This is a genomic window from Marinobacter sp., from assembly GCF_041690455.1.
GTDB lineage: Bacteria > Pseudomonadota > Gammaproteobacteria > Pseudomonadales > Oleiphilaceae > Marinobacter.
Genome location: NZ_JAWLHI010000005.1, coordinates 81,696 through 92,489, shown reverse-complemented (window position 1 = coordinate 92,489; position 10,794 = coordinate 81,696). Strand labels below are relative to the sequence as shown.

2 protein-coding genes are annotated in these 10,794 nt (G+C 60.7%); both read left to right on the top strand.

What is annotated here, in order from left to right; genetic code table 11:
* Positions 1 to 1,316 (top strand): glutamine-hydrolyzing GMP synthase (gene guaA / locus ACESMW_RS02165; protein ID WP_372985441.1); only part of this gene is annotated, 1,316 nt, incomplete at its 5' end.
* Between the two features lie 742 nt (positions 1,317 to 2,058).
* On the top strand, positions 2,059 to 10,602 hold the full coding sequence (locus tag ACESMW_RS02160; protein ID WP_372985440.1) for a GH36-type glycosyl hydrolase domain-containing protein: 8,544 nt from the start codon (positions 2,059 to 2,061) through the stop codon (positions 10,600 to 10,602).
* The last annotated feature ends 192 nt before the right edge of the window (positions 10,603 to 10,794 follow it).

Here is a 10,794-nt window from a genome sequence, read left to right as displayed (position 1 = left end):
GCATGCAGACCATGGCTGAACAGCTCGGTGGTCGTGTGGCCAGTTCCGAAAAGCGGGAATTCGGCTATGCCCAGGTGAAAGTGCGCGCCAAGGGCCCGCTGCTGGCGGATATTACCGACCACCTGACGCCAGCCGGGGAGTCCTTGCTGGACGTGTGGATGAGCCATGGTGACAAGGTTGTGGTCATGCCGGAAGGCTTTGAGCTGCTGGCCTCCACCGAGAGTGCGCCGATTGCAGCCATGCAGGATACCAGTCGCAATCTCTATGGTGTGCAGTTCCACCCGGAGGTAACTCATACCCTCCAGGGCAAGCGCATTCTCGAGCACTTTGTGATGGATATCTGTGGTTGTGAGGCGCTGTGGACGCCGGCCAAGATCGTGGACGATGCCGTGCGCCAGATCCGCGAGCAGGTCGGGAGCGATAAGGTGCTTCTCGGTCTCTCGGGCGGTGTGGACTCATCGGTAACCGCAGCGCTGCTGCATAAGGCCATCGGCGAGCAGCTGACCTGTGTGTTTGTCGATAACGGCCTGCTGCGTCTCCATGAGGGCGATCAGGTCATGGACATGTTCGCCAGTAACATGGGCGTAAAGGTCATTCGCGTGGATGCCGAGGACCTGTTCCTGTCCAAGCTGAAAGGCGTGGATGACCCGGAGCAGAAGCGCAAGATCATCGGCAATACCTTCATCGACGTGTTCGATGATGAGGCCGCGAATATCAAGGACGTGAACTGGCTGGCCCAGGGCACCATCTATCCGGATGTGATCGAGTCTGCTGCTTCCAAGACCGGAAAGGCACATGTGATCAAGTCCCACCACAACGTGGGCGGTCTGCCGGAAACCATGAAGATGAAGCTGGTGGAGCCGCTCCGGGAGCTGTTCAAGGACGAAGTGCGCCGGATTGGTCTCGAGCTTGGCCTGCCCTACGACATGGTTTACCGTCACCCGTTCCCGGGACCGGGCCTGGGTGTCCGCATCCTGGGTGAGGTCAAGAAGGAATACGCGGATATCCTTCGCCGTGCCGATGCCATCTTCCTGGAAGAGCTGCACCGTGCCGACCTGTATCACAAGACCAGTCAGGCCTTTGCTGTATTCCTTCCGGTCAAGTCCGTTGGTGTGGTCGGCGATGCCCGCCGTTATGAGTATGTGGTGGCCCTGCGCGCCGTCGAGACCATCGATTTCATGACTGCCCGCTGGGCGCATCTGCCGTATGACCTTCTGGAGAAGGTCTCCAACCGGATCATAAACGAGATCAGCGGTGTATCCCGGGTGACCTATGACATCTCGTCCAAGCCGCCGGCAACCATTGAGTGGGAATGATCTGTAGTCCGGGCTGAGCGGGCAGGGATGAAGACGGGGTCAGATGAAAGCTTTCATCTGACCCCATTTTCACCGCCCCCAATTTTATCCTTCCAGTCCTGAGCAGCCCCCGGGGTCAGAAGAAAGCCTTCTTCTGACCCCATTTTCACCAACCAGAATCCCGACCAACCATGCCCCAGCCCAAGAGCGAGGGCGGGAAAGACATCGGTGAGCACATTGAGATACTGGTGCCCCTGTAGAGTATGTTATTGCGATCGGCGAGATCCGTATCCACTGCCACGGCATCCGAATCCATTGGATCGACCTCGCTCATTCAGCGGTGGCATTTCTGCTGCTGCGTAAAAACCTTAGATTATTGTCCGGGATTTGTTGACCACTAGATCGTTGGAGTTTAGAGGTACAAAAAAAGCCCCATCCATTGAGTGCCCGGTATGCCATCCCTGTAACTCTCTAAAAATGTGCGTTGGTAGCGGCTCTGGTGGCTGAAACGTCCTTCCTATGCTACGTTTTTTTATCTAGACGACCCCAATACCAGCCGAAACAACATATGATTCATTAAGACTGAATCGACCGCCACTTAAAGCCAGACGGAACACTGGTGCATTTTCCGTAGATACCGGTGATATGGCCAGGGCTTGCCCCTGACCATCCAGAGGGTTAGCAGGGAGCGATAACCATCAAAGCGTTCAGATTCTGGGCACGCACAGGGAATGGGCTGCGCCATGATCGGGATACCGAGCTGTTGCGCGCGGAGCTGTTCAGTATTGAGCAGTTGAAGCGTCATGCGGTCACCCTTGCGGGGCGGCATCAAATCGATCCGCGGCCTGGGGCGGACCGGCTGCTGCCGCGCCTGGCGGACAACGCCCGTGTTCTGCTGGCAGCTTACGACGTCGTTACGGCGGCCGCAACGACGGGGCAACGGATCGTGCCCACTGAAGCCTGGTTGCTTGACAACTTCTATCTGATCGAACAGCAGATCGGCCTGGCGCGACGGCATCTTCCACGCGGGTACAGCCGCCAGTTGCCACGCCTGGCTGATGGAGAATCTGCCGGTTTTCCCCGGATATACGACCTGGCGCTGGAGTTGATCTCCCACATGGACGGTCGTGTCGACAGCGACAATGTCACTCAGTTCATCGCCGCCTACCAGAGTGTGGAAACTCTGAAACTGGGCGAGTTGTGGGCCTTCCCCATTATGCTGAAGCTGGCGCTGCTGGAAAATCTGCGCCGCGTCGGCGTACGCATCGCCCAACGGCGCGAGGAGCGCGACGCCGCCATCAGGTGGGCGGACCGCATGCTTGAAGCGGCAGAAAGTGAGCCCAAGCAGTTGATCCAGTTGCTGGCCGAGTTTGCCCATGCCGATGTACCGCTGACCGCGTCGTTTGTGGAAGAGTTTTACGACCGGCTCCAGGCGCAGGAGCCCGCCATGGCCTTCGTGCAAACCTGGGTCGAACAGAAATTGCTCGAGCAGGGTACCACCGCAACGAAGTTGTCGGAGGCTGCCGGGCGGACGGCCGCGGCCAACCAGATATCCATCGCCAACAGCATTGGCAGCCTTCGCTTCATCGGCGCCATGGACTGGAAGCATTACGTGGAGTCGCTGAGTGTCGTCGAAAAGACCCTGTGCGAAGACCCGTCAAGCATGCACGCCCACCAGGATTTCGCCACCCGTGACCGCTACCGACATGTTATCGAGGATGTTGCGCGGGGCAGCGGGAGTGACGAAGCGGCGGTCGCACGGGAAGCCATTGTTCTCGCCCAGGCGGCTGCCGCACAGCGGGGCCGGCAAGATCGCAGCGCGCATGTAGGTTACTATCTGATCGATCGGGGACGCACACATCTGGAGCGTGCGGTCGGCTGCTGCCCATCGTTTACAACCCGCGTGAAACGGGCGAGCCGGCCTTTCCGCCTGCCACTCTATCTCGGCGCTATCCTGTTACTGACGTTGCTTACGACGGCAGGCGTGCTTTATACGCTTGATGGATTCGAACCCACTGACTGGCGCTACTGGTTCATTGCAACCACGGCCATGGTCAGTACCTCGGCGCTGGCGGTCGCGCTGGTAAACCTCGTCGTCACGCTGTTGTTGCCACCGCGTGTATTGCCACGACTGGATTTCTCACAGGGTATTCCCGACGTTCACCGCACCATGGTGGTGGTACCCACGTTGCTGGGCAGTCAGCATGAGGTCGATCGTCTGATCGAAGCCCTGGAGATACGCTATCTCGGCAATCGCGATCCCAATCTGTACTTCGCCCTGCTGACAGATTTCCCCGATGCGCCCGAGCAAACCCTGCCGCAAGACGCGGCTTTGATTGCGTACACGCGCGCAGCGGTCGAAGCACTTAACGAAACCTACCGCGATGACCGTCCCTGCATTTTCTATCTTTTTCACCGGCCGCGCCTGTGGAACCCGTTCGAGCGGGTGTGGATGGGCTACGAGCGCAAGCGCGGCAAGCTCGAGCAGTTCAACGCCCGGCTCCGGGGCGGGGCGGACACTGCTTTCTCGGACATCGTCGGCGATCAGTCCATCCTTGCCTCGATCCAGTACGTCATCACCCTGGACACCGATACGCAATTGCCCCGCGACACGGCGCACACCCTGGTCGGCAACCTGGCGCATCCACTCAACCGGCCGATTTACGACGACGCCAGGGAGCGTATCGTAGAAGGTTATGCGATCTTGCAACCGCGCGCCTCGATCAGCCTGACCAGCGCTGGCCAGTCTCGATTTTCCAGACTTTTCGGGGGTGACTCGGGCATCGACCCCTACACGCGCGAAGTGTCGGATGTCTACCAGGATCTGTTCGGGGAAGGCTCGTTCATCGGAAAGGGCATCTACGATGTCGATGCGTTTCGTCAGGCTGTTGATGGACGCTTTCCGGAGAATCTCATCCTCAGTCACGACCTGCTGGAAAGCGGCTACGCGCGTTCGGGCCTGGTGACCGATGTCGACCTCATTGAGGAGCAACCGGCCAGTATTGCCACCGAGTCCAGTCGGCGCCACCGATGGATTCGCGGCGATTGGCAGCTTGCTGGTTGGCTGCTGCCACGCGTGCCAGGACCACCTGACGTAATTGGCGCGAGATCAAAGCGGCAGGCGAATCCGCTGTCAGCGCTGTCGCTGTGGAAGATTTTCGACAACCTGCGACGCAGCCTGGTGGCGCCGGCGCTCCTTGCTCTTCTGGTAGGGGGATGGCTTGTTGGTCCGGGCCCCGTGTGGGTGTGGACGGTGCTGGTTGTGGCGGTGGTGTTCCTTCCGCCCATCCTGTCCACCCTGATCGAGCTGATTCGCAAGCCGGAAGAATCTGAATGGTTGCTGCACCTGAGCCTGACCGGTAAATCCGCCGGCCGTCCGATCACGCTTGCCCTCCTGACCCTGGTCTTCTTGCCCTATGACACACGAATTGTCCTGGGAGCGATCTGGCGCTCGGGCGCGCGCATGCCGTTCACGCGCCGTGGCCTGTTGATATGGCAATTGCCCGGCTACGCACGCCGCAACGCCTGCAGGTCGCTGACTGATTTTATCCGGGAAATGTGGGTTGCACCGGTTATCGCAGTGGGCGTGGCCCTGGTTCTGGCGGGGAGCACATTGGCGGCGGGGCTGGTCGCAGGCCCCATCCTGCTGCTGTGGCTGGTGTCGCCCGTCGTCGGCTGGTGGATCAGCCGGCCGCTGGTCGCCGCCAGTCCCGGCTTGAGCATGGAGCAACAAGTCTTTCTGCGCGTTGCGGCCCGTCGCACCTGGCGCTACTTTGCGGATTTCGTCGGCCCGGACGACAACTGGCTGCCACCTGACAATTTCCAGGTCTATCCTGCGCCGACCATTGCGTCGCGAACTTCACCCACCAACATCGGCATGTCGCTGCTGGCCGACCTGGCTGCGGTCGATTTCGGTTATCTCACGGTGGGGGAGTGTCTGCACCGTATCGACAATACACTCAGCACAATGGAAAAGCTGGAACGCTACCGCGGCCATTTCTACAACTGGTACGACACCCGAACGCTGGAGCCGCTTCACCCTCGATACGTCTCTTCAGTAGACAGCGGCAACCTGGCCGGCAGCCTTCTTACCCTGCAGGCAGGGCTGGCCGAGCTGAAAGACCAGCCGGTGCTGTCGCTCAGCGCGCTGCAGGGCTTGCAGGACACCCTGCAGGTGTTGGCCGAACAGCTGCCTGCCTCACCGGCCCCCGAACTGGCGGAACACATCGGCGCGCTGCAAGACACCCTGCGCGACCTAACACGTGAGGGACAGCCGCTGACGCTGGCTGCCGCCGTCAGCGCGCTGGACCGGATTCTTCGCACCGACAAAGCGCTGTTTTCCTGGTTGCCGGCGGATGTCGACATTGATGGCGAACTGGTTTACTGGGCGCGGGCGTTCGACCAGCAATTCCGTTCGCTTCGCGATGAACTCGGAAGTCTGGTGCCCAAGTCGTGGCAGGGCAGTGCGCTTCCAACCCGGATGGAGCTGGTCGCTACAGATGGTCGCACCGGTGGCGCCGGCGCGAAGGCACAACTCGACCTCATCGATGACCTGATGAATCGTTGCCAGGATCTGGCAGTCATGGATTTCGAATTTCTCTACGATGCCGAACGCGGTCTCCTGACCATCGGCTACGACGTCAGTGAACGCCGTCGCGATCCTGCCTGCTACGACCTTCTGGCTTCGGAAGCTCGCCTGGCCAGCTTCCTGCTTATCGCTCAGGGACAGGTGCCGCAGAAGCACTGGTTCACGCTCGGCCGTCTGCTGACCAGTCATGGTGGCGACGTCAGCCTGATTTCGTGGAGCGGCTCTATGTTCGAATACCTGATGCCTCAGCTGATAATGCCCAGCTACACCAGTACCCTGCTGGAGCAGACCTGCAAGGCTGCCGTGTCGCGCCAGATCGAGTACGGCCGTCAACGCGCGGTGCCCTGGGGTATTTCCGAGTCCTGCTATAATGCCACCGACTTCGATCAGGTTTACCAGTACCGGGCCTTCGGGGTACCTGGCCTCGGCCTCAAGCGTGGGCTGGGCGACGACATTGTGATCGCACCCTACGCCAGCGCACTGGCACTGACGGTGATGCCGCAGGAAGCCTGCCGCAATCTGCAGACGCTGGCTGATCAGGCGTTCCTTGGCGCCTACGGCTTCTACGAGGCGATCGACTACACGCCCACGCGTGTGCCGCGGGGCAAGCCGCACGCCATCGTGCAGACTTTCATGGCCCATCACCAGGGCATGAGCCTGCTGGCCTTTGCCCATGTCTTGTTCAACCAGCCAATGCAGCGCCGCTTCATGTCCGACCCGCTCGCGCGGGCAACCGAATTGCTGCTGCAGGAGCGGGTACCGAAGCGAGGCGAAACCCTGCATCCGCACGCGGCCGAAGCCAGCGCCGCCGCCCGTCCTCCCAGCGCAGAAGCCGGTGCAACCATGCGCGTGTTTACCGACACCGAAACCCGGTTCCCCGAAGTTCACCTGCTGTCGAACGGCCGTTATCACGTGATGGCGACCCATACTGGCGGTAGCACCAGCCGCTGGGGTGACCTTGCCGTTACCCGCTGGCGCGAGGACGCCACTTCCGACAACTGGGGCACCTTTATCTACCTGCGTGACCGCGACAGCGGAACATACTGGTCGACGGCGCACCAGCCGACCCTGCGCCAGGCCGATCACTATGAAGCGATCTTTGTGCAGGGGCGCGCGGAATACCGGCGGCGTGACCATGCGATCGAAGCACACACTGAGCTCTGTGTGTCACCGGAAGACGATGTTGAGATTCGTCGCGTCAAGCTTACTAACCAGTCGTCCCGCACCCGCCACATTGAGGTGACAAGCTTTGCAGAGGTTGTGTTGGCGCCGCTCAACGCGGACCTGGCCCATCGCTCGTTCAGCAATCTGTTCGTACAGACTGAAATCCTGCCCGGGCGGCGGGCAATCCTCTGTACCCGACGCCCCCGCACGCCAGGCGAGCAGGTGCCCTGGATGTTTCACCTGCTGGCCACGCCCGGCTCGGTAGCCGACGAGCCATCCTGTGAGACCGACCGGGCCCGTTTCATTGGACGAGGCCGCACGGCAGCCAATCCGATGGTGATGGACAGCGAAGACCGGCCATCAGCCTTGTCGAACACGCAGGGGGCGGTGCTTGACCCCTGTGTGGCAATCCGTAGCACGCTGACCCTGACCCCGGATGAATCGGCAAGGGTACAGATCATTTCCGGTGTTGCTGAAACGCGCGAGGCAGCATTGACGCTGCTCGAGAAATACTGCGACCGCCACTTCGTCGAGCGCGCGTTCGAGATGGCCTGGTTCCAGAGCGAGGAGGTGCTGCGGCACCTTAACGCGACCGAAGCCGATGCCCAGAAATTTGGCCGCTTGGCCAATTCTGTCATTTACGGCAATGCCCTGCGCCGTGCGGCGCCGGATATTATCGCCCGCAACCAGTTGGGGCAGTCAGGACTGTGGCGCTTTGCCATCTCGGGAGATCTGCCCATCGTCCTGCTGTTCATCGGCGACCTCAACCGCATCAATCTGGTCAAGCAGGTGGTGCAGGCGCACGCCTATTGGCGAATGAAGGGCCTGGCCGCCGACCTGGTGATAGTCAACGAAGGTTTCTCCGGCTATCGGGCGGAGCTGCAGGACCTGATCATGGGGCTGATCAATGCGGGACCCGAAGCGCAGGTAATCGATAAACCGGGCGGGATTTTCGTGCGGCGTGCCGAAGAGCTTACCGAGGATGAGCGTGTGCTGCTGCAGACCGTGTCCCGCATCGTCTTCAGCGACACCGCCGAGACCCTGATCGAGCAGGTGGATCGCCGTGTGTCAACAGGACGCCGATCAGACCTGTTGAAACCTTCGCAGCAGGCGGGCGCCGAAACTGTTTATCCGCTGGAGCCGCGCGAGCTGATTTTCAGCAATGGCGTTGGTGGCTTTACCCCCGATGGTCACGAATACGTCGTCACCCTCGAACCCGGACAGACTACGCCGGCGCCCTGGGCTAACGTCATCGCCAGCCCTCACATTGGCACTGTTGTCAGTGAGAGCGGCAGTGCCTATACATGGGTGGAAAATGCGCATGAATTCCGCCTCACCCCCTGGTACAACGACCCGATCTCCGACAGCAGCGGCGAGGCGTTCTACATCCGCGATGAAGAAACCGGTGCTTTCTGGTCGCCAATGCCGCTGCCTGCCCGTGGCCGCTCCGGCTACGTGTGCCGGCACGGCTTCGGCTACAGCGTGTTCGAGCACTTTGAGGCTGGCATCGCCTCGGAGCTCTACACCTATGTCGCCATGGATGCGCCGGTCAAATTTGTAGTGGTCAAGCTGAGCAACGAGTCGAAGCGTACGCGCAGCCTGTCGCTCACCGGGTTCTGGGAGCTGGTGCTGGGCGAGTGGCGGCATGCTAACCAGATGCACATCGTCACCGAAATCGACCTGCATACTGGCGCGCTGTTCGCCCGCAATGCCTACGGTCGCGAATGTGCCAACCGGGTGGTGTTCGCACAGATCAGCGAGCGCGAGCGGACGGTGAGCGGAAACCGCACCGAATTTATCGGCCGTAACGGTGCGCTGGCCAGTCCGGCGGCGATGCGTCGGAAGCGGCTGTCGGGCAGAACCGGCGCCGGCCTCGATCCGTGCGCCGCGATCCAGACCCGGATCGAACTCGACGCCGGCCAGGAACACGAAATCGTGTTGGTCTTCGGCGCAGCCGGCAACGCTGACCAGGCCCGGCATCTTGTCCAGCAATTTGGTGGACAGGCCGGCGCGCGTCAGGCACTGGAAGCGGTTTGGGAGCACTGGAACCACACCCTGGGCGCGGTCAATGTCGACACTCCGGACCCCGCGTTGAACGTGTTGGCCAACGGTTGGCTGGTTTACCAGACCTTGTCGTGCAGGTTATGGGGGCGCAGCGGTTACTACCAGTCCGGCGGTGCTTACGGCTTCCGTGATCAGTTACAGGACACCATGGCGTTGATTCACGCAACACCGTGGCTGGCTCGCGAACAGCTGATCCTCCATGCCGGACGGCAGTTCCTCAAGGGTGATGTGCAGCACTGGTGGCACCCGCCGAGCGGGCAGGGCGTACGTACCCATTTTTCCGACGACTACCTTTGGCTGCCCTATGCTACCTGCCGCTATGTGCGGGCGACCGGCGATACCGGCGTGCTCGACGAGCCTATCCATTTCCTGGAAGGGCGTGAGTTGTATGCAGAGGAGGAGGCTTACTACGACCAGCCGCAACGCTCTCCTGAGGCGGCCAGCCTGTACGAGCATTGCGTGCGTGCGCTCAAGTACGGGCTCCGCTTTGGCCCCCATCATTTGCCGCTGATGGGCTGCGGCGACTGGAACGATGGCATGAACCTCGTGGGCAAGGACGGCCGCGGTGAGAGCGTATGGCTGGCCTGGTTCCTGGTCGAGAATCTCGAGTTGTTTGCCAGCCTGGCCCGCGACCGCAATGATCAGGATTTTGCCGAGCTGTGCAGTACCCAGGCGACAGAACTGCGCAGCAACATAGAGGCCCAGGCCTGGGATGGGGGCTGGTATCGGCGCGCTTATTTCGACGACGGCACTCCACTGGGTTCAACCAGCAACGACGAATGCAAGATTGATTCGATCAGTCAGAGCTGGTCCGTCATCTCCAAAGGCGGTGACACGCTGCGGGCCCGACAGGCGATGATGGCGGTAGACCAGCACCTGGTGCGCCGTGACCAACAGATCATCCAGCTGCTCGACCCGCCCTTCGACAAGTCATCCCTCGAGCCAGGCTACATCAAGGGCTACATACCTGGAGTACGGGAGAACGGGGGCCAGTACACGCATGCCGCAATCTGGACTACGATGGCGTTTGCCATGCTGGGCGACACCGAGCGTGCGTGGGAACTTTTTGCCATGCTCAATCCTGTTAACCACGGTAGCAACTCTGAGGCAATCAAACGCTACAAAGTTGAGCCATACGTTATGTGTGCGGATATCTACGGTGTGTCGCCGCATATCGGCCGTGGTGGCTGGACGTGGTACACGGGGGCGGCAGGCTGGATGTACCGGTTGACTGTAGAAACGCTGTTGGGTCTGCATCTGGAAGGCGGCCACCTGCACCTTGCACCCTGTGTTCCCGCTGCCTGGGAAAGCTACAATATTCACTACCGCTACGTAGATACCGTCTACCACATCACCGTCAGGCGCATTGGTGAATCTTCAGGGCGGGTAACCTGTGTAACTGTGGACGGGAACAGGCTTTCCGATACACGCATTCCGCTAACCGACGACCGCCAGGAGCATTTTGTCGAAGTAGACCTGGGCGGCTCGTAGTCGGTAGCGGCCAGGCTACTCGTCGGTTCTTCTCATTTCATGCTCTTATGTGTGTTTTCGCACAGACGCACTGGTGCCCGGGCACCGATCCTGAGGGTGTGAGTTCGCGGCGGTTAAATACCGCAGTATCCGCTGGGACATGGTCCGCGCCAGGAGTGAACAGGCGCAAATTCGGTAAACCAGACAAGGAAT